General features: G+C 58.6%; 20 protein-coding genes, 3 tRNA genes and 1 pseudogene. 16 read left to right on the top strand and 8 right to left on the bottom strand.

Annotated elements, in window-relative coordinates; genetic code table 11:
- Window positions 1-99 precede the first annotated feature (99 nt).
- Both ACIK7D_RS09090 and ACIK7D_RS09085 read left to right on the top strand, forming a co-directional pair.
- Window positions 100-711, top strand: coding sequence for an NAD(P)-dependent oxidoreductase (locus ACIK7D_RS09090; protein WP_400156112.1), 612 nt, complete (start codon window positions 100-102; stop codon window positions 709-711).
- Between the two features lie 12 nt (window positions 712-723).
- Window positions 724-1,200: a nuclear transport factor 2 family protein gene (locus ACIK7D_RS09085; RefSeq protein ID WP_174023640.1), complete on the top strand. Its 477-nt coding sequence runs from the start codon at window positions 724-726 to the stop codon at window positions 1,198-1,200.
- 67 nt (window positions 1,201-1,267) lie between these two features.
- Here the strand turns inward: ACIK7D_RS09085 and ACIK7D_RS09080 are convergent.
- A pseudogene (locus ACIK7D_RS09080) lies at window positions 1,268-2,628 on the bottom strand (PepSY-associated TM helix domain-containing protein).
- A 47-nt stretch (window positions 2,629-2,675) separates the two neighbouring features.
- Window positions 2,676-3,080 carry a DUF2946 family protein gene (locus ACIK7D_RS09075; RefSeq protein WP_127757213.1) on the bottom strand — a complete coding sequence of 135 codons (405 nt, stop codon included), beginning with the start codon at window positions 3,078-3,080 and terminating at the stop codon, window positions 2,676-2,678.
- A 335-nt stretch (window positions 3,081-3,415) separates the two neighbouring features.
- On the opposite strand from ACIK7D_RS09075, the gene ACIK7D_RS09070 reads away from it, so the two are divergent.
- A complete protein-coding gene (locus ACIK7D_RS09070) occupies window positions 3,416-4,075 on the top strand; it encodes a hypothetical protein (protein ID WP_400156111.1) in 660 nt (219 codons plus the stop codon).
- Window positions 4,076-4,173: 98 nt separating this feature from the next.
- Here ACIK7D_RS09070 and ACIK7D_RS09065 read toward each other — a convergent pair whose 3' ends face one another.
- Window positions 4,174-4,566 carry an acyl-CoA thioesterase gene (locus ACIK7D_RS09065; RefSeq protein ID WP_035263398.1) on the bottom strand — a complete coding sequence of 131 codons (393 nt, stop codon included), beginning with the start codon at window positions 4,564-4,566 and terminating at the stop codon, window positions 4,174-4,176.
- Window positions 4,567-4,642: 76 nt separating this feature from the next.
- Window positions 4,643-5,530, bottom strand: a complete 888-nt coding sequence (locus ACIK7D_RS09060) for an RNA methyltransferase (RefSeq protein WP_080816616.1) — start codon at window positions 5,528-5,530, stop codon at window positions 4,643-4,645.
- A gap of 209 nt (window positions 5,531-5,739) precedes the next feature.
- Here ACIK7D_RS09060 and ACIK7D_RS09055 point away from each other — a divergent pair.
- Together ACIK7D_RS09055 and ACIK7D_RS09050 are read left to right on the top strand one after the other, a co-directional pair.
- Window positions 5,740-5,824: transfer RNA gene (locus tag ACIK7D_RS09055), tRNA-Tyr, on the top strand.
- Between the two features lie 25 nt (window positions 5,825-5,849).
- Window positions 5,850-5,923, top strand: a tRNA-Gly gene (locus ACIK7D_RS09050).
- 180 nt (window positions 5,924-6,103) lie between these two features.
- Here ACIK7D_RS09050 and ACIK7D_RS09045 read toward each other — a convergent pair.
- Both ACIK7D_RS09045 and ACIK7D_RS09040 read right to left on the bottom strand, forming a co-directional pair.
- On the bottom strand, window positions 6,104-6,298 hold the full coding sequence (locus tag ACIK7D_RS09045; RefSeq protein ID WP_035263387.1) for a hypothetical protein: 195 nt from the start codon (window positions 6,296-6,298) through the stop codon (window positions 6,104-6,106).
- A 129-nt stretch (window positions 6,299-6,427) separates the two neighbouring features.
- Window positions 6,428-6,754 carry a BA14K family protein gene (locus ACIK7D_RS09040; RefSeq protein WP_400156110.1) on the bottom strand — a complete coding sequence of 109 codons (327 nt, stop codon included), beginning with the start codon at window positions 6,752-6,754 and terminating at the stop codon, window positions 6,428-6,430.
- 321 nt (window positions 6,755-7,075) lie between these two features.
- On the opposite strand from ACIK7D_RS09040, the gene ACIK7D_RS09035 reads away from it, so the two are divergent.
- Window positions 7,076-7,525: a hypothetical protein gene (locus ACIK7D_RS09035; protein WP_035263391.1), complete on the top strand. Its 450-nt coding sequence runs from the start codon at window positions 7,076-7,078 to the stop codon at window positions 7,523-7,525.
- A 629-nt stretch (window positions 7,526-8,154) separates the two neighbouring features.
- On the top strand, window positions 8,155-8,523 hold the full coding sequence (locus tag ACIK7D_RS09030; RefSeq protein ID WP_080816625.1) for an MliC family protein: 369 nt from the start codon (window positions 8,155-8,157) through the stop codon (window positions 8,521-8,523).
- Window positions 8,524-8,994: 471 nt separating this feature from the next.
- Here the strand turns inward: ACIK7D_RS09030 and ACIK7D_RS09025 are convergent, their stop codons facing one another.
- Window positions 8,995-9,627, bottom strand: coding sequence for a TerC family protein (locus tag ACIK7D_RS09025; RefSeq protein ID WP_035263395.1), 633 nt, complete (start codon window positions 9,625-9,627; stop codon window positions 8,995-8,997).
- Between the two features lie 403 nt (window positions 9,628-10,030).
- On the opposite strand from ACIK7D_RS09025, the gene tuf reads away from it, so the two are divergent.
- Window positions 10,031-11,206 (top strand): elongation factor Tu, encoded by a 1,176-nt coding sequence (tuf, locus tag ACIK7D_RS09020; protein WP_003525183.1) that lies wholly within the window; start codon window positions 10,031-10,033, stop codon window positions 11,204-11,206.
- Window positions 11,207-11,275: 69 nt separating this feature from the next.
- On the opposite strand, the gene ACIK7D_RS09015 is transcribed toward tuf, so the two are convergent.
- The gene (locus tag ACIK7D_RS09015; RefSeq protein ID WP_400156109.1) at window positions 11,276-11,863 is read right to left on the bottom strand and encodes a histidine phosphatase family protein; all 588 of its coding nucleotides are present in this window, start codon (window positions 11,861-11,863) and stop codon (window positions 11,276-11,278) included.
- A gap of 184 nt (window positions 11,864-12,047) precedes the next feature.
- Here ACIK7D_RS09015 and ACIK7D_RS09010 point away from each other — a divergent pair.
- The 8 genes from ACIK7D_RS09010 to rpoB all read left to right on the top strand — a co-directional run bounded on the left by ACIK7D_RS09010 (window position 12,048) and on the right by rpoB (window position 20,072).
- Window positions 12,048-12,123: transfer RNA gene (locus ACIK7D_RS09010), tRNA-Trp, on the top strand.
- A 186-nt stretch (window positions 12,124-12,309) separates the two neighbouring features.
- Complete coding sequence (gene secE / locus ACIK7D_RS09005) at window positions 12,310-12,510, top strand: preprotein translocase subunit SecE (protein WP_003523719.1); 201 nt, start codon at window positions 12,310-12,312, stop codon at window positions 12,508-12,510.
- A gap of 45 nt (window positions 12,511-12,555) precedes the next feature.
- Window positions 12,556-13,086, top strand: coding sequence for a transcription termination/antitermination protein NusG (nusG, locus tag ACIK7D_RS09000; RefSeq protein ID WP_003523721.1), 531 nt, complete (start codon window positions 12,556-12,558; stop codon window positions 13,084-13,086).
- 144 nt (window positions 13,087-13,230) lie between these two features.
- Window positions 13,231-13,662 carry a 50S ribosomal protein L11 gene (rplK, locus tag ACIK7D_RS08995; protein WP_003523723.1) on the top strand — a complete coding sequence of 144 codons (432 nt, stop codon included), beginning with the start codon at window positions 13,231-13,233 and terminating at the stop codon, window positions 13,660-13,662.
- Between the two features lie 2 nt (window positions 13,663-13,664).
- Window positions 13,665-14,360 (top strand): 50S ribosomal protein L1, encoded by a 696-nt coding sequence (gene rplA / locus ACIK7D_RS08990; protein ID WP_003523724.1) that lies wholly within the window; start codon window positions 13,665-13,667, stop codon window positions 14,358-14,360.
- Between the two features lie 353 nt (window positions 14,361-14,713).
- Window positions 14,714-15,232 carry a 50S ribosomal protein L10 gene (gene rplJ / locus ACIK7D_RS08985; RefSeq protein ID WP_003523725.1) on the top strand — a complete coding sequence of 173 codons (519 nt, stop codon included), beginning with the start codon at window positions 14,714-14,716 and terminating at the stop codon, window positions 15,230-15,232.
- Between the two features lie 59 nt (window positions 15,233-15,291).
- The gene (gene rplL / locus ACIK7D_RS08980; RefSeq protein WP_003523726.1) at window positions 15,292-15,672 is read left to right on the top strand and encodes a 50S ribosomal protein L7/L12; all 381 of its coding nucleotides are present in this window, start codon (window positions 15,292-15,294) and stop codon (window positions 15,670-15,672) included.
- A 263-nt stretch (window positions 15,673-15,935) separates the two neighbouring features.
- The gene (gene rpoB / locus ACIK7D_RS08975) at window positions 15,936-20,072 is read left to right on the top strand and encodes a DNA-directed RNA polymerase subunit beta (RefSeq protein WP_003523727.1); all 4,137 of its coding nucleotides are present in this window, start codon (window positions 15,936-15,938) and stop codon (window positions 20,070-20,072) included.
- Window positions 20,073-20,089: the final 17 nt, after the last annotated feature.

Raw genomic sequence — 20,089 nt, 5'->3', positions numbered from 1 at the left:
GCCGCCGCTGACTTCTTGCGACTATGGCTGCGATACCATAGCTCTTCTTCGCGGTCTATAATCTAGACCGGCAACGATAGTGACAAGAGGAAAGAAGCCATGGCTAAAATCGCGCTCATCGGCGCTTCCGGCAATGCCGGGTCCCGTATTCTGAAGGAACTTTCCGACCGGGGACATCAGGTGACGGCAATCGCCCGCAATCCTGAAAAGATCGCCAGCCTGCCGAATGTGGAGGCAAAGAAGGGCGATGTTTTCGATCAGGCAGGGCTTTCGGAACTGCTGAAGGGTCACGATGCCGTGATCAGTTCGGTGCATTTCACCGCCAGCGATCCGGCAACGCTGATCGAGGCCGTGCGCGCCTCCGGCGTTCAGCGCTATCTGGTCGTCGGCGGCGCCGGCAGCCTTGAAATCGCGCCGGGCCAGCGTGTGGTCGACCTGCCGGATTTCCCGGCCGCCTACAAGGCCGAAGCGACCAAGGGTGCGGAGTTTCTGGATATTCTGAAACAGGAAAAACAGCTCGACTGGACCTTCCTGTCGCCGTCCGCCGAGTTCGTGCCGGGCGAAAGAACGGGCAAATTCCGCATCGGCAAGGATAATCTCCTCAGCAACGATAAGGGCAGCCGCATTTCCTTCGAAGATTATGCCATCGCGCTTGTCGATGAAATCGAGAAGCCGCAGCATTCCCGCCAGCGTTTCACCGTCGGTTATTGAGAGGTATCACCCATGAATTTCGTAACACGCCGTCTTGCCATCGCCGCTTTCGCCCTCGTGCCGGCCTTGATGGCGGCACCGGTTCTGGCGCAAACCGCAACGCGGGATTTCGCGCAGGAAGAAGCCAACCGCAAACTGGTGATCGAGTTCTACGATACGGTCTTCAACAAGCATGATGTGGCGAAGGGCGCCGCCGTCGTCGTCGACAGCTACAAGCAGCACAATCCGATGGTGCCGGACGGCAAGGCGCCGTTCGTCAATTATTTTACCGGCTTCTTCAAGGAGAATCCGCAGTCGAAAGCGCGGATCGTGCGCAGCGCCACGGATGGCGATCTGGTCTATCTGCACATCCATTCGACGGAAAATGAAGGCGATCGCGGCAGGGCCATCGTCGATATCTTCCGCGTTACCGATGGCAAGATCACCGAGCACTGGGACGTGATCCAGGAGGTGCCTGAAAAGGCGGCGAACAACAATACGATGTTCTGAGGGCCGTTGCCGTCGCATTGCCGATAACAGGGAAACAGCCGGGATTTTCGCCCGGCTGTTTTCATTTTCAGATTGTGCGTCGTTTCTGGCGCGACTGTACGATCATATCCAGCGCCAGCATGGCCAGCAGGCTCGCGCCCACCAGCGGGAAAATGATGCCGCCGATGGCGAGCATGACGAGCAGACCGCGCAGGACGCGTTTTTCCTGCGGCAAAGGCGGCACGCCGAGTGACCCTTTCGGACGGCGTTTCCACCACATGATGCCGGCGGATACGGCAAGCAGCACAATGCCGATACAGGCTGCCAGAAGCACGATCTGGTTGGCGAGGCCATATTGCTGGCCCAGATGCACGTTGATGCCCCATTCCAGCGCTTTACCGAGCGGGCCGTAATCGGCGTAGCTCATATCGATCAGCGGGTCGCCGCTATATTGGTCGAGATGGACGACCCGTTGCTGCGCCAGATCGTCGGGATAGACGGAGCCGCTATAGACGCCCGTTGGTTTTCCCGGCAGGGCGACAGCGTAACCGGCGGCAAGACCGAGCGCGTCGAAACGTGCTATCGCCTCGTCGATCCCGATTGGCTGGCCTTCCGCGGAATGGGTGGATTTCGGGATTTTCGCCTGCTCCAGCGACCAGCTTGTTTTCGCGACGTGATCGAGATGCTCGCCCGACATCGGTACATCGGTGCGAATGCCCGCCGGATATCCGAAGTTGCTGCCATTCGCCCATTCATTGACCTTGGCGCCCCAGACGCCCGACCAGGGCATGCCGGTGACGGCAAGGAAAACGATGAAAAAACCGACGAAAATGCCGGTAACGGCATGGGTATCGCGCCAGAACACCCGCTTTTTCGGCGTGCCGCGCACGGTCACGACACCGCCGGTCTGCTTTCGCGGCCACCAGAGATAGATGCCGGTGGCGACGAGAAGGATGGACCAGCCGGCGGCGATCTCGATCAGATAGCGGGCATAGGTGCCGAAATATTTCAGGCTGTGGAGATAGCGGATCGTCCACATGACGGTACCGCGATCCGGCAGCCCGCAACCTCGGCAGTATAGGGATTGACGTAGACGGCGCGTTTCCCATCCGCCGTATTGACGGTGATTTCCGCCGACGCGCCCGGATCGACGGGGGTGGTATATTTGACGGCGGTGCCGGGAACGGCCGCAAGCGCTGCGGTCACGATCTCGGAAGGCAGCGCTTTCGGCGCATTTTGCACCAACTCGATCCGCTTCAGATCCGAATGGATGAGATTATCGAACTCGTCCCGGAAGAGATAAAGCGCGCCGGTGACGGCGAGCGATATCATGAAGGGCAGGACGAGCAGACCGGCGTAGAAATGCCAGCGCCATACGGCGCGGTAAAGATTTGCGGACGAGGAATGCGCAGGCGCACGCTCGCCCCCGAAAGAGGTCGTAACGGACATGGATGTCTCCGCAAGAGAATTGATTTTCCGGCAGGCCGGAGAGTGTTCTAGCGCTGCGGAGCGGAGGGAGGTGCGCGCGGGCGCGATTCCAGATTGGGCGGCGATGGCGGCAACGCCGCGTCGATAGTCCGGAAGGCGACTTCGATCGCAGGGAGAATATTGTCCGTGCGCTCGATGGGAATAGCTGGAAGAGCGGCGACCGTGGCCGAGGCCAGACGGCAGAGCGTGCCGCAGCAGTCGTCGGCGATCTTGCCGGCGGGGTTCTGTTTGCCGGAGCCGCCTTCCGGCATATGGCTGGAACAGATGATCTCATCCGCCGCCAGCGCGGCCATCGCCATGTTGCCGCTGGTCAGGCCGTTGGCGAGCCCCTGCAAAAGGAAAAGCAGAACCGCCAGCATGGCGATGGCGCCAGCCGAACTTCTGTCCTGCATGATCCTGCGAATGAATCCCATGCAATCGGAATGTCATATTTGCGGCGAGATGTCACCGCGACACAATGACGGCAACACAGGTCAGCGACCCTCAGCATCCTGACCCGGCCATGTAATTATACTGATAATTACTTTCGATTTTAATTGGATTTATAAATTAAATCCGTTTATGTCTCTGCATGGTACGGTTTTTATTTAAGAATACGAATATAATCATGTTATTTTGTTTGCATCGTGGAAATAAAATAACTGAATTATCTCACGTCATTTCGCTCATGCGCGATCATGATCCGGAGTTTCTGTAATTTGGTGCACTTGGCGAGACAAAAAAACGGCGGCCGCAGGGTATCCCTTTCATGAAAATAGCCATCGTGCAGTTCGATAGCCGTCCGCTCGATGCGCTGGGAATTCTCGCGCCGTTAATCGTCCGCAATTCGCATTATGCAGAACAGCAGGGGTACGAGCATTTTTTTGTCAATCGGCTCGGGATAGATATTCCGCCCTTCTGGGCAAAGCCTCTTGTCGTGACGTCCTATCTGCGGTCGGGCTATGACATCGTGTTATGGCTGGATACTGATGCGGTCGTTCACGATCTTTCGGTACCCGTCACCCGGTTTTTCGTGGGAGAAGAGGTTTTCATATATGCCTCGGATAACCCTTACTGGCGCAGTCCCTTCAATGCGGGCGTGTTCATTTGCAAGGGTATCCTCGCATCGGAGCTTATGCTGGAGTGGGCGGCGCTGTATCGGCCGGACCAATGGGAAAAGCACGGCGAGCAGTGGCGATGCCGGGATGCGCGATGGGCGGGACCAGCCTATGAGCAGGGCAGTTTCGTCATCAACATCCTGCCAAAATACGGCCAGTCGGTTCTCTTCAAGCAACTGCCGTGGCAGGTGCTGCAAAGCCCGTTCCCGCTCGACAATTCATTCACCCTGCATTTTGCGGAGCGGTTCAAAGCCAATATCGGCGTCTGTTGCGCCGCGTTCCCGCAAACCCGGCTTGCCCGCGAAGAATGATCGACGCAATGCGGGTGGGCCGACGTGGCTTGCCGGATATATATATATATATATATCTTAAATCGAGGGCGGCGCTGGAGCCCAGCGCCGCAGCGCGCTTATTCCGCTGCCGGAATGGGCGTGGGTTGTCCGGTTTCGTCCATCGCCACCATGATGAAGGTTCCCGCGGTGACTTTTTCCAGCTTGTCATAACGCGACCGTTGCGCCCAGGCTTCCACCGTCAGCGTGATGGAGGTGCGGCCAACGCGGGCGATGTCGGTATAGATGGACAGCGTGTCGCCGATCTTCACCGGCAACTCGAAGGCCATTTCCTTGACCGCCGCCGTGACGACGCGACAGCGGGAACGCTCCGCTGCGCGGATGCCGCTCGCCAAGTCCATCTGCGACATGACCCAGCCGCCGAAAATATCGCCGGCCGGATTGGCGTCGGCCGGCATGGCGAGCGTTCTGAGCGTCAGCTCGCCGGTCGGTTTGATGGTCTGGTCGGTCATGTTGAGATTTGCTCCGTGCGAATGACAAAGGCGCAGCATGCGTTGCGCTTTGCGATTTCGCAAGGAAGGCGAAGCGTCAGGACGACGCTTTGCCCAGAAATTGCTGCGTTGCATAAAGGGCGATGGCTGCCGCATTCGAAACGTTGAGCGATTTGATCTCGCCGGGCATATCGAGACGGGCGAGCGCCGAGACGGTTTCGCGCGTTTTCTGGCGCAGGCCCTTGCCTTCGGCGCCCAGCACCAGCGCGATTTTTTCGCCGCTGAACGTCTGTTCGATGGGGGCGGGGCCTTCCGAATCCAGACCGACGGAGAAGAAGCCGAGCTTGTGCAGCTCGCCCAGCGCATCGGCCAGATTGGTGATCTGGATATAGGGAATGAGTTCCAGCGCACCGGAAGCCGATTTCGCCAGTACGCCTGACTCGGTCGGGCTGTGGCGCATGGTGGTGATGACGGCGCCGGCGTTGAAGGCGACCGCCGAGCGCATGATGGCGCCGACATTGTGCGGATCGGTGACCTGATCGAGCACGAGGATGAGCGGGCTGTCCTTCAGCGCGCCGAGACGCTTGACCGGCAGCGGCCGGGTTTCCAGCATCACGCCCTGATGGATGGCCTCGGGGCCGAGGACCCTGTCGATATCCTGCGGCGAAACCATCTCGACGGGGAAGGGCTGGGCATCCGCCTCACCGATATCCAGCCGCGCAAAGGCGTTCTGGGTGACGGAGAGCCTGACGATCTGCCGTTCGGGATTGGCGAGCGCCGCACGCACGGTATGCAGGCCGTAAAGATGCACCTGATCGGGCGCAAGCTGCGGCGGCTTCCAGTCGTCTGCGCCACGGTTCTTGCGCTTCGGCTGCTGCGGGGTCGGAATTTCGCCGCGCTCGCGCTTGGCGTCGCGCACGGCGCGGCGCAGGTTGGCATAGTGCGTGTCGCGGGTGGATTTGTTCTTGGGATCGTCTTTGCTCATGGCGCCTTATATCTCTGCCGTGAGGCGCGCACCAGCCCCCGCGATAATCCACAGGGCCGTAAAGAGGTTTGAATTTTTTCCCGAAAATTCGTGAAAGGGCGTGTTGACAGAAACGAACGAGGCCGTCATATACGCGCCACAGACGACGCAACGGCGCTTCGCCGCAGCGAAATCTGAAGAGCTTGGTCGCTCGATCCTAGCAGAAAGCTGGAGGGATGCCCGAGTGGTTAAAGGGGACGGACTGTAAATCCGTTGGCTACGCCTACGTTGGTTCAAATCCAACTCCCTCCACCATTCTGCACGGATCGAAATCACCACCGCGGGTATAGCTCAATGGTAGAGCAGCAGCCTTCCAAGCTGAATACGCGGGTTCGATTCCCGCTACCCGCTCCAGCTTCTCCCCAATATCATCGATAAAGTTTCTTTAGCGCCGTTTTTCCGCCTTTGCCTCGATGGAAACATGCGGCCGTCTTCTGGCATTTTTCCACTTCTAGGAAGGGCGTTCTTCCTGAGCGCTTTGTTCTGAGGTCTAAGGATTGCGTCTGTGGGCTCCTGCCATGCAGACCTCGTCTTTCAGGATGGCTCCAGCGCCGACTGGATCCGCAGTTTCTCCGCATCCAGTTCGCTCAGCCTTCCCATATGCGCCGTGATTTCCTCAAAGATCGAGGTGCGATCCGTTTTCGACAGGCGCTCCACGCGACGCAGGGCGGTGATGACTTCGATCAGATCAAGTCGTTCCTGCTCAAGCTTTTCCAGATTCCAGAACATCGCGTTTTCACCGTTGGCACGCGTCGAAACGGCTCGCAGGGCAAAAGGTTCAGATCAGTAGAATTTAAGGTAAATTTTATCTTGTCGGCAACGGCCCGGGCTGGGGATGCAACCCGGGCCTCAGTCGACTCAATAGGGTGAACGGCACTGCGTCCGCGTCCCGGCAGGGGCCATAAAGCTGTTGTCGGTGGGCTGGTAGGATGCGTAACGCGCCGCACACCATTTTATATGGTCGATTTCGGCTTGAGACAGGGCATAGCCGTTGGGCGTGGCCTCTTCGCCTTTCCCCGCCGCAAAGGCAGACGCGGGGTAGCCTCGCTGATCTGAATTCTGTGCCTGCGCCTGTGTTTCATAGGCCGGCTGGATGAGGCTCAACGCATGGGCGGGCACGACAGTAGCGGCAGATATCGCGACGCCAAGAGCGAGCGCGGAGATGGTCTTCGGCATCCTCAACATCGATAAATCCTCGTTATTCGTTCGGTATGCTAACGAAAACTTAGGAAATTCGTTCCGGTGAAGGGTTGACGCCACACGAACACGTGATTCTCCGGGCTGGGCGCGGGAGGCGGTTGAAGCAGCGATATCGGGATGCCGCGCGTCCTGCGGTGCGGCGTTCATCACGACAGCGCTATGCCGCCTTCACCGGGGAAGACGGTGTGTCCGGTGAGCAAGTTCCATTCCCGCCTGCTTCGCTTCTCCGTCCTTTCGCACTGCTCGTTGACAAGCGGAAAATCCGGTCAGATAGTCGGCCGGCAATCATGCAAACGGGAGTCTTCAATGTTTAACAGGGTTGTCATTCTCTCATCCTTTGCGCTGCTGGCATCGGCGGCGTTTGTCTCCCCCGCAGCCGCACTCACCATGAAGGAGTGCAGCGTGAAATATCAGGCGGCGAAAGCCGACGGGTCGGCCAAGGACGTCAAGTGGAACGACTATCGCGCCAAGTTCTGCGGCAGCGAGGCGGCAGCCGAGGATGCGGCCGACGACAAGCAGGTCGCGGCCACCACCGAAAAAGAACCCGCAAAAGCGACGACAAAGGCCCCGAAGGGCGTCGCTTTCCCGAGTGCTGTCGATAAGAAATATTCAAGCGAGACGCCTGCAAAGGCCCGCCTGAAAACCTGTGTCGACTCCTATCACAAGAACAAGAATGACGGCACGCTCGGCGATCTGAAATGGATCCAGAAGGGCGGCGGCTACTGGAGCCTGTGCAACACGGCCCTGAAGAGCTGAGACAGGCAGGGGCGGATTACCTCCGGCACTGGCGCGTTATCCGACATGGTTTCGGATGACGCGTGAGCCGATTCGGTCGCGATCGTTTGCCCCTGGCCCCTTTTCCCCTTAGCCGCCATTCGCCGGCAGATGCGGATATCGCTTCCTGTCCGCGATCAGGACCTGATCGCGGATGAGGCCGTTCCTTGATGGGTGGAAACGCGCGGCATGGGGCAACCCCGTTTTCGGGCGGGTAAAATCTGCGAATGGCTTGCGATTCAGTCTCTTGATAGAAAGACTTGACCCTGCGGCTCGATCCGCATCCAGCAATTCAACGGCTGCGGCTGTCCGATGACGGCTCGCCGGCAATGTGGGCGGATGACCAGACGATTTCGAAACTATCTCACCGTGCTGGCCATATCGCTGCTGATGTGGACGGTGATCCTTGGCGTCGTTTATTGGCTTTTTCGATAGGTTTTGCCACAGCTTGCCGGCCTGAACGATAGTGCCGCAAGGCCTGTGCGGCGATAAAGCCGCCTTATGCCTGGGAGGCCGATATTCCCGAAAATTTGCTATGGTGAGAGGCGGCCGCCCCATTTCGGCTTTGCTGGCGTGACCTTATGGTTCGGTGAAATCAGGAAAGGGTCATCATGAAAAAATCCGTTGCCGCGACATGCCTTGCAGCTTTCTCCATGTCGGTCGCTACTGGCGCCATGGCTGAAGAGCTGGTGATTCCGCTTCCGAAAGACACGACGGTCGAAAAGGTGGAGACCGTCTATCAATGCGCCACTGATAAGGTGGAGGCCGTCTATTTCAATGCCGGTGAGATCAGCCTCGTACGGCTGGGGCTGAAGGATGGCGTCACCGTTGCCGCAAATGTCATTTCCGGGTCGGGCGCCAAATATCAGGGCGGCATCTATGTCTGGTGGTCGAAGGGCGAGGAGGCGGATCTTTACGATCTGATGGCGGATCCGGAGATGAAAAAGCCGGTTCATTGCGTGGAGGCGAAGAAATCCTGATCGTTGGGAGCGTTGCCTCAAAGGAGCGGCGGCAGGGCGGTTTTTGAAAACCTTGCCATGCCGCCGGTCAGCGTGGGAGTGCGCGCGCGGCGCGTTCAGCCAAGAACGAGCGACGCAAGAAGCGCCAGCAGGATAAGAGAGCTGGCGACAACACCGAGCCTCACCCTGCGAAGGCGGCGGGTGCGACCGCCGCTCCAGTCATAAGCCATTGGCAGCTTTACCTTTCTTTTTATTATTATGACTTATTGACTAGCTCCCTAGGCTTGCCCGTGGCTGACCTCAATTGTCAGAATCCATCGGCAAAAATTCACGATTTCCCTGTCTTCTCCCGATGTTGCAGCAAGCGCGCCGGTTGATTCTTCCTGTCCTGCGACGGCAAAGAGGATGAGGGGACCTGACGGGCGCAGGCCATGAAAAAGGCCCGGAAACTGGCGTTCCGGGCCTTCTGGAGAAGCGTATCTGCTGGTCGTTTCAGCTCAGATAGGGCTGGAGATAGGGCAGAACCTCGAGGGTGCCGTGATACAGCATGTTGAGGGCGACATAGATGATGACCATCAGGCCGAGATAGGAAATCCAGCGATAGCGGTGCAGCAGCTTGGCGACGAAGTTGGCGGCAAGGCCCATGAGCGCAATCGAAACGACGAGGCCGATGATGAGCACCGTCACATGTTCCTGTGCGGCGCCGGCGACGGCAAGGACGTTGTCCAGCGACATGGAAACATCGGCGATGACGATTTGGGTCGCGGCCTGGAAGAAGGTCTTGTGACCCTTGGTCAGGTCGGCCTCTTCGTCCGTCACCTCGTCTTCGATGGAGCCTGCGGCCTCACGCAGTTCGACCCACATCTTCCAGCACACCCAGGCGAGCAGCAGGCCGCCGAACAATTGCAGGCCGACAATGGCGAGAAGCTGCACGGTGACGGCGGCAAAGCCGATGCGCAGAACCGTGGCGGCGATGATGCCGACCAGGATCGCCTTGCGGCGAAGGTGAGCGGGCAGACCGGCGGCGGCAAGGCCGATGACGATGGCGTTGTCGCCCGCCAGCACGAGGTCGATTGCGATGACCTGTAAGAATGCCGTGAAACCGGCGGCTGTGAAGATTTCCATGGGATGGTCCTGAAACGGATAGAGAGGTCGCGAGGGAGGCGACGGATCGAGATATGGCTTGGGATGGCGCGCCCGCACCGGATTCCAGTCGCCCGTCTCCCCCCCGGCGATGAAATGTCCTTAAGCCATCATGCCGGTGCAGGTAAAGAAGTTGTGATAGAAATATCTTATTTAGTGATCGGCCATTCCGGAGGAGGGGGTCGTCGGGCGGATGCCGGCTTCGCCCTCGCGAGGGTTTGAATGTCGCAAATCAGATACCATATACGGGCCTCAAGGCACGCTTAGGGCGCGCGCGAAGACGCTTTCACACTTAAGTCTTGCGCATTCGCTTACAAAGCCTTAAACGGCGACACCAAACCGGTACGCCGGGGAAACTACTTCACGTTCACAGGAAGCAATTCACATGGCAAAGAGCAAGTTTGAGCGCAATAAGCCGCACGTCAACATTGGCACGATCGGTCACGTTGACCATGGCAAGACGTCGCTGACGGCAGCGATCACGAAGTTCTTCGGCGAATTCAAGGCGTATGACCAGATCGACGCCGCGCCTGAAGAAAAGGCCCGTGGTATCACGATTTCGACGGCACACGTTGAATACGAAACGCCTGCCCGTCACTACGCGCACGTCGACTGCCCCGGCCACGCCGACTACGTGAAGAACATGATCACCGGTGCTGCCCAGATGGACGGCGCGATCCTGGTTTGCTCGGCTGCCGACGGCCCGATGCCGCAGACCCGCGAGCACATCCTGCTTGCCCGTCAGGTTGGCGTTCCGGCAATCGTCGTGTTCCTCAACAAGGTCGACCAGGTTGACGACGCCGAGCTTCTCGAGCTCGTCGAACTTGAAGTTCGCGAACTTCTGTCGTCCTACGACTTCCCGGGCGACGATATCCCGATCATCAAGGGTTCGGCTCTCGCTGCCCTTGAAGATTCCGACAAGAAGATCGGTGAAGACGCGATCCGCGAGCTGATGGCTGCGGTTGACGCCTACATCCCGACGCCTGAGCGTCCGATCGACCAGCCGTTCCTGATGCCGATCGAAGACGTGTTCTCGATCTCGGGCCGTGGTACGGTTGTGACGGGTCGCGTTGAGCGCGGTATCGTCAAGGTTGGTGAAGAAGTCGAAATCGTCGGCATTCGTCCGACCTCGAAGACGACGGTTACCGGCGTTGAAATGTTCCGCAAGCTGCTCGACCAGGGCCAGGCCGGCGACAACATCGGTGCTCTCGTTCGCGGTGTTAACCGTGACGGCGTCGAGCGTGGTCAGATCCTGTGCAAGCCGGGTTCTGTGAAGCCGCACAAGAAGTTCAAGGCTGAAGCCTACATCCTGACGAAGGAAGAAGGCGGCCGTCATACGCCGTTCTTCACGAACTACCGTCCGCAGTTCTACTTCCGCACGACGGACGTAACGGGCATCGTTACGCTTCCGGAAGGCACGGAAATGGTTATGCCTGGCGACAACGTCACCGTTGACGTCGAGCTGATCGTTCCGATCGCGATGGAAGAAAAGCTGCGCTTCGCTATCCGCGAAGGCGGCCGTACCGTCGGCGCCGGCATCGTTGCCTCGATCGTCGAGTAATTTCAAACCCGCAAGGGATTGAAGAAAACCCCGCTGGAAACGGCGGGGTTTTTTATTGCCTGAAAGGGCTCAGCAGTCGATGCGGACGATATCGCCATCCTTGAGATGGAAGAATGCGTCCTGCGGCACATCAAGGCGCAATGCCTCCTCCTTTGGAAGGTTCGCATAGACGCCGCGCAACAGGCGGCTGGTGATGCCGTGGCAGATGACGATCGCATCGCGAGCCTGTCTCTGCTGAATGGTCTCCAAGCTGCGGGCCACCCGGCTTGTCATTTTTTCGAACGTCTCACCGCCCGGCGCGTGGAAGAACCATTCGTATCGATCCAACCCGTCGCGCATGCCGGGATATTCATAGTCGATCTCGTAATCCGTCATGCCATCCCATACGCCCATGCCGATCTCCATCAGGCCGGGATCGAGGGTGATGCCGTCGATCATGCCGATTTCACCCGCGACGATCTCGCAGGTCTGCCTCGCCCTGCCGAGCGGGCTGGAGAAAATATGGACTTCATCGGTTTCGATCAGCGCGGCGAGCCTGCGGCCCATGCGCATCGCCTGTTGTCGCCCCAGTTCCGTCAGCGGCGAATCGACCTGACCCTGCCAGCGGCGAACGGCGTTGAATTCGGTCTGGCCGTGACGGACGAGATATATGCTCATGGGCGTTCCTGTGAAATGGGGGAAGATCAGCGAATTGAACGATGTACCCCGTGGGCGGGTGTGCCGGGGTATTTTGCCAGACAATGTGAAAAAACAAAAAACACACTTGCCATTCTTTTCCCTGCACCTTAAAGGAGCGCATACCGAATTGGCCAAGCGATTTCGCGGCCGGTTCAGGTGATCAAGGGGTATAGCTCAGTTGGTAGAGCGGCGGTCTCCAAAACCGCAGGTCGGGGGTTCGAGCCCCTCTGCCCCTGCCACTTTCCATTCGCAAGCGCGGGTCCTCGCTGCATGGCAGATGGGTGCCGGATTTCCGGCGAATTTCGCGGAATGTCGATTTCCTCTTGTTAAAAAGGGAATCGGTGTTTATGTAGGGTCAAAACAGACACGCGGTGCGTGGGGCTGATCAGTATCGGCTTTACGCGCCGTAATTGCGTGGGCAGTCAATGGCATCCAAAACCAATCCGTTTACGTTTCTGCAGCAGGTTCGCGCCGAAGCGTCAAAAATCACTTGGCCGTCGCGCCGCGAGACCATGATTTCGACGGCTATGGTGCTGGTGATGGTCATTTTTGCGGCTCTGTTCTTCTTTGCTGCGGATCAGCTCATCGGCTGGCTGCTCAGCCTGGTGCTGAACGTAGGCCGGTAACGGCGCGGTCAAAGGCCCGGTGGAAGGATCGAACGGAGAATAAAAATGGCAGCGCGCTGGTATATCGTTCACGCATATTCGAATTTCGAAAAGAAGGTCGCCGAGTCGATCGAGGAAAAGGCCCGTCAGAAGGGCCTGGATCATCTTTTCGAGAAAATCCTCGTGCCGACCGAAAAGGTGGTCGAGGTGCGTCGCGGCCGCAAGGTCGACAGCGAGCGCAAGTTTTTTCCAGGTTACGTGCTGGTGCGCGCCAACCTGACGGATGAGGCCTATCACCTCATCAAGAACACGCCGAAGGTTACCGGTTTCCTCGGTTCGGACAGCAAGCCTGTTCCGATTCCCGATTATGAAGCCGAGCGTATCCTCGGTCAGGTTCAGGAAGGTGTCGAGCGTCCGAAGTCTTCGGTTTCGTTCGAGATCGGCGAGCAGGTTCGCGTTTCCGACGGTCCGTTCGCGTCGTTCAACGGCGTGGTTCAGGATGTCGACGAAGAGCGTTCGCGCCTGAAGGTGGAAGTGTCGATTTTCGGCCGCGCTACGCCGGTCGAGCTGGAATACAATCAGGTCGAAAAGGTCTGATTGGCGGGGCGAAGCCCCAAGCGCGTGGAAGGCTAACTGGCTCTTTAAGCCGGGGCAGGGCGCCGCACCACGCAACCGCAGCCGCCGGAGCAATCCGGCTTAAGAGAAGCCGGGTAACCGGTTTGAATTGAAAGGCAGAGAGATATGGCTAAGAAAGTTGCAGGCCAGCTCAAGTTGCAGGTAAAGGCCGGGGCGGCCAATCCGTCCCCGCCGATCGGTCCGGCACTTGGTCAGCGTGGCATTAACATCATGGAATTCTGCAAGGCGTTCAATGCCGCCACGCAGGAAATGGAAAAGGGTATGCCGATCCCGGTCGTCATCACCTATTACCAGGACAAGTCCTTCACCTTCGTCATGAAGCAGCCGCCGATGACCTACTGGCTGAAGAAGGAAGCAAAGATCACCTCCGGTTCCAAGACGCCTGGCAAGGGCGCCAAGGTCGGCTCCATCACCAAGGCTCAGGTCAAGACGATCGCTGAAGCCAAGATGAAGGATCTGAACGCAGCCGACATCGAAGGCGCAATGGCAATGGTTGAGGGCTCCGCCCGCGCCATGGGCCTGGAAGTGGTAGGTTGATCATGGCCAAGGTAGCAAAGCGCATTCAGAAGATCCGCGAAGGCGTGGATCCGAACAAGCTCTACGTTCTCACCGACGCCATTTCGATGGTCAAGGAACGTGCTGTCGCCAAGTTCGACGAAACCGTTGAAGTTTCGATGAACCTCGGCGTTGACCCGCGCCACGCGGACCAGATGGTTCGTGGCGTCGTCAACCTGCCGAACGGCACAGGCCGTGACGTTCGCGTCGCCGTCTTCGCCCGTGGCGCCAAGGCTGATGAAGCCACGGCTGCCGGCGCTGACGTTGTTGGTGCGGAAGAACTGGTTGAAATCGTTCAGGGCGGCAAGATCGACTTCGATCGTTGCATCGCGACCCCGGACATGATGCCTCTCGTCGGCCGTCTCGGCAAGGTACTCGGCCCGCGTGGCATGATGCCGAACCCGAAGGTCGGAACCGTGACCATGGACGTTGCCGGTGCTGTCAAGGCATCCAAGGGCGGCGCTGTCGAATTCCGCGTCGAAAAGGCCGGTATCGTACACGCTGGCGTTGGCAAGGCTTCGTTCGACGCCAAGGCTCTTGAAGAAAACATCAAGGCTTTCGCCGATGCCGTCATCAAGGCAAAGCCAACCGGTGCCAAGGGCAACTACGTCAAGCGCGTCGCGATTTCCTCGACCATGGGTCCGGGCGTCAAGATCGACCCTTCGTCGGTCACGGCTTAATCAATTCTCGCGCTTCCCAAGGGAAGTGTGAATAAAAGAATTTCCGGCTCCCAGGAGCCGGAGATTTCCGGGGAAACCCGGAACTCCTGTCCGAGATTGCGGGTGGCCTTGTCTTTCGGGACCTGGCCTTAATCATTCAACCTGCATGAGACGGGTGAGGCTGGATTTGAGGCATCCTGGATGCCTGACTGTCCGGTTCGAACCTGGTGTGCCTGTGCCTGAAGCCGTTTGCGGCGACAGAGCGGGGGACAGGATCCTCGAGCGTCGCTCGGGATCTTTGTAAAAAGGTCCCTTGGGGCAAAGGCAAACCCGACGGGTTCACATGTTGTGTTCCCGTCTACTGGAGACAGACAGTGGAAAGAGCGGAAAAACGCGAATTCGTCACGGAGCTGAACGAAGTCTTCAAGGCTTCCGGTTCGGTTGTCGTGGCCCACTATGCTGGTGTCACCGTTGCGCAGATGAACGACTTCCGTTCGAAGATGCGCGCTGCCGGAGGCACCGTCAAGGTCGCGAAGAACCGCCTGGCCAAGATCGCTCTTCAGGGCACGGAGTCGGAAGGGATGACAGATCTCTTCAAGGGCCAGACGCTGATTGCATACAGCGTCGACCCGATGATCGCTCCGAAAGTCGTCATGGATTTCGCCAAGACCAACGACAAGGTCGTTGTTCTCGGTGGCGCCATGGGTGCAACCACGCTCAACGCCGAAGCAGTCAAGTCGCTTGCGACCCTGCCTTCGCTGGACGAGCTGCGCGCAAAGCTGCTGGGCCTTCTCAATGCCCCGGCAACCCGCGTCGCTACGGTTGTCGCCGCACCTGCAAGCCAGCTGGCACGGGTGTTCTCGGCTTACGCCAAGAAGGACGAAGCCGCTTAAGGCGGTTTTTCGCTGTAAATATTCAAACTGGTTCGAACTGAACAAAAGGAACTATCAAAATGGCTGATCTCGCAAAGATCGTAGACGACCTCTCCTCGCTGACCGTTCTGGAAGCTGCAGAACTGTCCAAGCTTCTCGAAGAAAAGTGGGGCGTTTCCGCTGCTGCTCCGGTAGCTGTTGCTGCTGTTGCTGGCGGTGCAGGCGCTGCTGCTGCTGCTGAAGAAGAAAAGACTGAATTCGACGTGATCCTGGTTGACGCTGGCGCCAACAAGATCAACGTCATCAAGGAAGTCCGCGCTATCACGGGCCTCGGCCTGAAGGAAGCCAAGGACCTCGTTGAAGGCGCTCCGAAGGCTGTCAAGGAAGCTGTTTCCAAGGCTGAAGCTGCTGATCTCAAGAAGAAGCTTGAAGAAGCCGGCGCTAAGGTCGACGTTAAGTAATCTTGCGATTACTGGCGGGAAGGGGCTTCATGCCCCTTTCCGTCGTTATCGTTTTTAAAACTCATTACCCAAAAGCCGCGTGAAAATGGCTTTTGGGTAATGGGTTCTTCAAGAGAATGGTTCCGAACCGGCTCATCTAGGCAATCCGGCCTGATCGATCCGGGATGTGGAACGAGATTGATGACACCCATTGCTTGACGGGATCGACTGGCCATCGGTTCCCGTCCGTTGCAGGCCCGGATGCAATTTTTAAAGGAGCGACGATGGCTCAGACCCTTTCGTTTAACGGTCGCAGGCGCGTACGCAAGTTTTTCGGCAAAATTCCAGAAGTAGCGGAAATGCCGAACCTCATCGAGGTTCAGAAGGCTTCGTACGACCAGTTTCTCATGGTTGACGAGCCCAAGGGTGGCCGTCCCGACGAGGGATTGAATGCCGTATTCAAGTCCGTATTCCCGATCACCGATTTTTCCGGCGCCTCCATGCTTGAATTCGTGTCCTACGAATTCGAAGCGCCGAAGTTCGACGTCGAGGAATGCCGTCAGCGCGATCTGACCTATGCTGCGCCGCTGAAAGTGACGCTGCGCCTCATCGTGTTCGATATCGATGAAGATACGGGCGCAAAGTCCATCAAGGACATCAAGGAACAGTCCGTCTACATGGGCGACATGCCGCTCATGACCAATAACGGTACGTTCATCGTCAACGGCACCGAGCGCGTCATCGTTTCGCAGATGCACCGTTCGCCGGGCGTGTTCTTCGATCACGACAAGGGCAAGAGCCATTCTTCCGGCAAGCTGCTCTTCGCTGCCCGCGTCATCCCGTATCGCGGTTCCTGGCTCGACATCGAGTTCGACGCCAAGGACATCGTCTATGCGCGTATCGACCGTCGCCGCAAGATCCCCGTGACCTCGCTGCTGATGGCGCTTGGCATGGATGGCGAAGACATTCTGTCGACCTTCTACACCAAGGCTTCCTATGAGCGCGACGGCGACGGCTGGCGCATTCCGTTCCAGCCCGAGACGCTGAAGAACGCCAAGGTCATCACCGACATGATCGACGCCGATACCGGCGAAGTCGTGGTCGAAGGTGGCAAGAAGCTGACCCCGCGCCTGATCCGTCAGCTGACGGAGAAGGGCCTGAAGGCGCTGAAGGCGACCGACGAAGACCTCTACGGCAACTATCTGGCCGAAGACATCGTCAACTACGAGACGGGTGAAATCTATCTCGAAGCCGGCGACGAAATCGACGAGAAGACCCTCGGTCTCATCCTGCAGTCCGGCTTCGACGAGATTCCGGTCCTCAACATCGACCACGTCAATGTTGGCGCCTATATCCGCAACACGCTGTCTGCCGACAAGAACGAGAACCGTCAGGAAGCCCTGTTCGACATCTACCGCGTCATGCGTCCGGGTGAGCCGCCGACCATGGAATCGGCGGAAGCGATGTTCAACTCGCTGTTCTTCGATGCGGAGCGTTACGATCTGTCGGCCGTTGGCCGCGTCAAGATGAACATGCGCCTCGACCTCGATGCGGAAGACACCGTGCGCACGCTGCGCAAGGAAGACATCCTCGCCGTCGTCAAGATGCTGGTCGAACTGCGCGACGGCAAGGGCGAAATCGACGACATCGACAACCTCGGCAACCGCCGTGTCCGTTCTGTCGGCGAGCTGATGGAAAACCAGTATCGTCTGGGCCTTCTGCGCATGGAACGTGCGATCAAGGAACGTATGTCCTCGATCGAAATCGACACCGTGATGCCGCAGGACCTGATCAACGCGAAGCCGGCAGCCGCCGCCGTTCGCGAATTCTTCGGTTCCTCGCAGCTGTCGCAGTTCATGGACCAGGTGAACCCGCTTTCGGAAATCACCCACAAGCGCCGTCTTTCGGCTCTTGGACCGGGTGGTCTGACCCGCGAGCGCGCCGGCTTCGAAGTCCGCGACGTTCACCCGACCCATTACGGCCGCATTTGCCCGATCGAAACGCCGGAAGGCCCGAACATCGGTCTGATCAACTCGCTTGCAACTTTCGCCCGCGTCAACAAGTACGGCTTCATCGAAAGCCCGTACCGCAAGATCGTCGACGGCAAGGTGACCAACGACGTGATCTACCTCTCCGCCATGGAAGAGGCCAAATATTACGTCGCGCAGGCCAATGCGCCGCTCAATGAAGACGGTTCGTTCTCGGAAGAGTTCGTCGTCTGCCGTCACTCGGGCGAAGTTATGCTCGCACCACGTGACAACATCAACCTGATGGACGTTTCGCCGAAGCAGCTCGTTTCGGTCGCAGCGGCTCTCATTCCGTTCCTGGAAAACGACGACGCCAACCGCGCTCTCATGGGCTCGAACATGCAGCGTCAGGCCGTTCCGCTTCTGCGCGCCGAGGCACCGTTCGTCGGTACCGGCATGGAGCCGATCGTCGCCCGTGACTCCGGCGCTGCCATCGCAGCCCGTCGTGGCGGTGTGGTCGATCAGGTGGATGCGACCCGTATCGTTATCCGCGCCACGGAAGACCTCGATGCCGGCAAGTCCGGTGTCGACATCTACCGTCTGCAGAAGTTCCAGCGTTCGAACCAGAACACCTGCGTCAACCAGCGTCCGCTGGTTTCCGTCGGCGACAACATCTCCAAGGGCGATATCATCGCGGACGGTCCGTCGACCGACCTCGGCGATCTGGCTCTCGGCCGCAACGCGCTTGTCGCGTTCATGCCCTGGAACGGCTACAACTACGAAGACTCGATCCTGATGTCGGAGCGTATCGTTTCCGACGACGTGTTCACCTCCATCCACATCGAAGAATTCGAAGTGATGGCGCGCGACACGAAGCTTGGTCCGGAAGAAATCACGCGCGACATTCCGAACGTTTCGGAAGAAGCGCTGAAGAACCTCGACGAAGCCGGTATCGTTTACATCGGTGCGGAAGTTCAGCCGGGCGATATCCTCGTCGGCAAGATCACGCCGAAGGGCGAAAGCCCGATGACGCCGGAAGAAAAGCTTCTGCGCGCCATCTTCGGTGAAAAGGCTTCCGACGTTCGCGACACCTCCATGCGCATGCCTCCGGGCACGTTCGGTACGGTCGTCGAAGTCCGCGTCTTCAACCGTCACGGTGTGGAGAAGGACGAGCGCGCGATGGCTATCGAGCGCGAAGAGATCGAGCGCTTAGCAAAGGACCGCGACGACGAACAGGCAATTCTTGACCGTAACGTCTACGGCCGTCTGATCGACATGCTGCGTGGCCACGTTTCCATCGCCGGTCCGAAGGGCTTCAAGAAGGGCGTCGAGCTTTCCAACGCCGTCGTCTCCGAGTATCCCCGCTCGCAGTGGTGGATGTTCGCGGTCGAAGACGAGAAGGCCCAGTCCGAACTCGAAGCGCTTCGTGGCCAGTACGACGAGTCCAAGTCGCGCCTTGAACAGCGCTTCATGGACAAGGTCGAAAAGGTCCAGCGCGGCGACGAAATGCCTCCGGGCGTCATGAAGATGGTCAAGGTCTTCGTTGCCGTTAAGCGCAAGATCCAGCCGGGCGACAAGATGGCCGGCCGTCACGGTAACAAGGGCGTCGTCTCGCGTATCGTTCCGGTCGAGGATATGCCGTTCCTCGAAGACGGCACGCATGTCGACATCTGCTTGAACCCGCTCGGCGTGCCTTCGCGCATGAACGTCGGCCAGATCCTCGAAACCCACCTCGCATGGGCATGCGCAGGCATGGGCAAGAAGATCGGCGAGATGCTCGAAGAGTATCGCAAGACGATGGACATCAGCGAGCTTCGCAGCGAGCTGACGGAAATCTACGCGTCAGAAGCCAATGACGAGGTTCAGCGTTTCGACGACGACTCGCTGGTGAAGCTTGCCGAAGAAGCCAAGCGCGGTGTTTCCATCGCGACCCCGGTCTTTGACGGTGCGCATGAGCCCGACGTCGCCGCGATGCTGAAGAAGGCAGGTCTGCATGAATCCGGTCAGTCCGTCCTTTATGACGGTCGTACCGGTGAGCCGTTCGACCGCAAGGTCACCGTCGGCTACATGTACATGATCAAGCTGAACCACCTTGTTGACGACAAGATCCACGCTCGCTCGATCGGTCCTTACTCGCTCGTTACCCAGCAGCCGCTGGGCGGCAAGGCGCAGTTCGGCGGACAGCGCTTCGGGGAAATGGAAGTCTGGGCTCTGGAAGCATACGGCGCGGCCTACACGCTGCAGGAAATGCTGACCGTCAAGTCGGACGACGTGGCCGGCCGCACCAAGGTCTACGAAGCGATCGTCCGTGGCGACGATACCTTCGAGGCCGGTATTCCGGAGAGCTTCAACGTTCTCGTCAAGGAAATGCGGTCGCTCGGTCTTTCGGTTGAGCTGGAAAACTCGAAGATCGAGAACCAGCCCGAAGACCAGCTGCCCGACGCGGCGGAATAAAAATGAGAGAGGCGGGC

The sequence above is a fragment of the Agrobacterium sp. P15N1-A genome, assembly GCF_044626815.1.
In the GTDB taxonomy this organism is placed as follows: domain Bacteria; phylum Pseudomonadota; class Alphaproteobacteria; order Rhizobiales; family Rhizobiaceae; genus Agrobacterium; species Agrobacterium leguminum.
The sequence above is the reverse complement of the archived record's forward strand: the minus strand, read 5'-3'. Positions and strand labels throughout refer to the sequence as shown.

Coding starts and splice junctions, on each gene's coding strand:
- ACIK7D_RS09025 (WP_035263395.1), bottom strand. CDS start 9,627: ATGGAAATCTTCACAGCCGCCGGTTTCACGGCATTCTTACAGGTCATC.
- ACIK7D_RS09065 (WP_035263398.1), bottom strand. CDS start 4,566: ATGACCGACCAGACCATCAAACCGACCGGCGAGCTGACGCTCAGAACG.
- nusG (WP_003523721.1), top strand. CDS start 12,556: ATGGCAGCGCGCTGGTATATCGTTCACGCATATTCGAATTTCGAAAAG.
- rplK (WP_003523723.1), top strand. CDS start 13,231: ATGGCTAAGAAAGTTGCAGGCCAGCTCAAGTTGCAGGTAAAGGCCGGG.
- ACIK7D_RS09090 (WP_400156112.1), top strand. CDS start 100: ATGGCTAAAATCGCGCTCATCGGCGCTTCCGGCAATGCCGGGTCCCGT.
- secE (WP_003523719.1), top strand. CDS start 12,310: ATGGCATCCAAAACCAATCCGTTTACGTTTCTGCAGCAGGTTCGCGCC.
- ACIK7D_RS09060 (WP_080816616.1), bottom strand. CDS start 5,530: ATGAGCAAAGACGATCCCAAGAACAAATCCACCCGCGACACGCACTAT.
- rplL (WP_003523726.1), top strand. CDS start 15,292: ATGGCTGATCTCGCAAAGATCGTAGACGACCTCTCCTCGCTGACCGTT.
- rplA (WP_003523724.1), top strand. CDS start 13,665: ATGGCCAAGGTAGCAAAGCGCATTCAGAAGATCCGCGAAGGCGTGGAT.
- ACIK7D_RS09040 (WP_400156110.1), bottom strand. CDS start 6,754: ATGTTGAGGATGCCGAAGACCATCTCCGCGCTCGCTCTTGGCGTCGCG.
- ACIK7D_RS09070 (WP_400156111.1), top strand. CDS start 3,416: ATGAAAATAGCCATCGTGCAGTTCGATAGCCGTCCGCTCGATGCGCTG.
- ACIK7D_RS09045 (WP_035263387.1), bottom strand. CDS start 6,298: ATGTTCTGGAATCTGGAAAAGCTTGAGCAGGAACGACTTGATCTGATC.
- ACIK7D_RS09085 (WP_174023640.1), top strand. CDS start 724: ATGAATTTCGTAACACGCCGTCTTGCCATCGCCGCTTTCGCCCTCGTG.
- ACIK7D_RS09035 (WP_035263391.1), top strand. CDS start 7,076: ATGTTTAACAGGGTTGTCATTCTCTCATCCTTTGCGCTGCTGGCATCG.
- ACIK7D_RS09030 (WP_080816625.1), top strand. CDS start 8,155: ATGAAAAAATCCGTTGCCGCGACATGCCTTGCAGCTTTCTCCATGTCG.
- ACIK7D_RS09075 (WP_127757213.1), bottom strand. CDS start 3,080: ATGGGATTCATTCGCAGGATCATGCAGGACAGAAGTTCGGCTGGCGCC.
- tuf (WP_003525183.1), top strand. CDS start 10,031: ATGGCAAAGAGCAAGTTTGAGCGCAATAAGCCGCACGTCAACATTGGC.
- ACIK7D_RS09015 (WP_400156109.1), bottom strand. CDS start 11,863: ATGAGCATATATCTCGTCCGTCACGGCCAGACCGAATTCAACGCCGTT.
- rpoB (WP_003523727.1), top strand. CDS start 15,936: ATGGCTCAGACCCTTTCGTTTAACGGTCGCAGGCGCGTACGCAAGTTT.